The 1,268-nt window shown below is 77.8% G+C and carries 1 protein-coding gene and 1 pseudogene; both read left to right on the plus strand.

Annotated elements, in window-relative coordinates:
- The coding region (locus ABZW03_RS40950; protein ID WP_355269982.1) for an ATP-binding protein at positions 1-723 on the plus strand (723 nt) is incomplete at its 5' end.
- Positions 723-1,268: pseudogene (locus tag ABZW03_RS40955) on the plus strand (RNA repair domain-containing protein); the annotation flags it as partial. The gene ABZW03_RS40950 and the pseudogene ABZW03_RS40955, both read left to right, overlap by 1 nt.

Here is a 1,268-nt window from a genome sequence, read left to right on the forward strand (position 1 = left end):
GTCGCCTGGTCGGTGCTGCACGCCGAGGACGCCGGGCTGCTCGACGGGGCGCCGCTCGCCCGGCTGCGGACCGGACTGCGCGAGGCGCTGGCCGGCCTGGACCGCGACGCCGCCGACCGCTGCTGGGCCCAGGCCCGCGAGGCGTACGCGCTCGGCCGGATCACCACCGCCGAGGAGGCCGTGGCGGCCACCTGGCGCTGGCGCGACGGCCGCTTCCCCCGGCTGGTCCACCTGTGCGGCCCCTCCGGCAGCGGCAAGAGCGGCTTCGCCGCCGGGCTCCCCGGCGCGGCCGCCCGGATCAGCCTGGACGACCTGCGCGCCGCCCGGGGCTCGCGCGCCGACCAGCGCGACAACGCCGACGTGCTGCGCGAGGGGCTGGCCCGGCTGGACGCCGCACTGGCCGCCGACGGCCCCACCGGTACGGACACCGGCAGGACGGTCGTCTGGGACGCCACCTCGCTCAACCACCAGCAGCGCTCCCACGTCCACGCCGTCGCCCGGGGCCGCGACGCCCTGGTCACCCAGGTGGTGCTGGTGGTCGGCGAGGACGAGCTGCTGCGCCGCAACGCCGTCCGGCCGCACCCGGTGCCCGCCGGGGTGCTCACCGCGCAGCTGCACCGCTTCGGCCCGCCGTACCCCGGTCAGGCGCACCGCACCTGGTACGTCGGCCCCGGTGGCACCGTGGAGGACACGGCGGGCACGCTCGACCAGGAGGAGGACTGATGCGCCCCATCGAACAGATCTGCCAGCGCATCCGCTGGGACGCCCGCTTCGACCCGGCCCGGTTCACCCTGGGCGTGCGCCAGCGCGACGACCGCACCGAGCGCGTCCCGCTGGAGTCCTTCGCCGCCTCCGGCGAGATCCCCTGGCACCGGGTGCACTGGGTCGAGGCCGACGGCGTGCGGGTCTGGGACCGCGCCTCGGGCGTGGACCTGCTCGACCGCACCGAGGCCGGGCGCCGCACCGACCCGCCCCGGCTGCCCGCGCCCTTCTTCACCGCGACCACCCCGTACGCCTGGCACCCGGACGGCGGCTGGCGGCCCGCCGAGACCTCTCCCGCCGAGGCCTCTCCCGCTGAGGCCTCTCCCGCCGGCGAAGGACCGACGGCCACCGGCCTGCGCGTGGTCACCTGGAACACCCTGTGGGACCGCTACGACGCCGACCGGATCGCCACCGCCCGCTGCTGCTCGCCGCGCTGGAGGCCGCCGACGCCGACGTGATCGCGCTCCAGGAGGTCGAGCCCGCCCTGGTCGCCCTGCTGCTGGCGG

This window comes from Kitasatospora sp. NPDC004799 (assembly GCF_040609095.1).
Lineage (GTDB): Bacteria > Actinomycetota > Actinomycetes > Streptomycetales > Streptomycetaceae > Kitasatospora.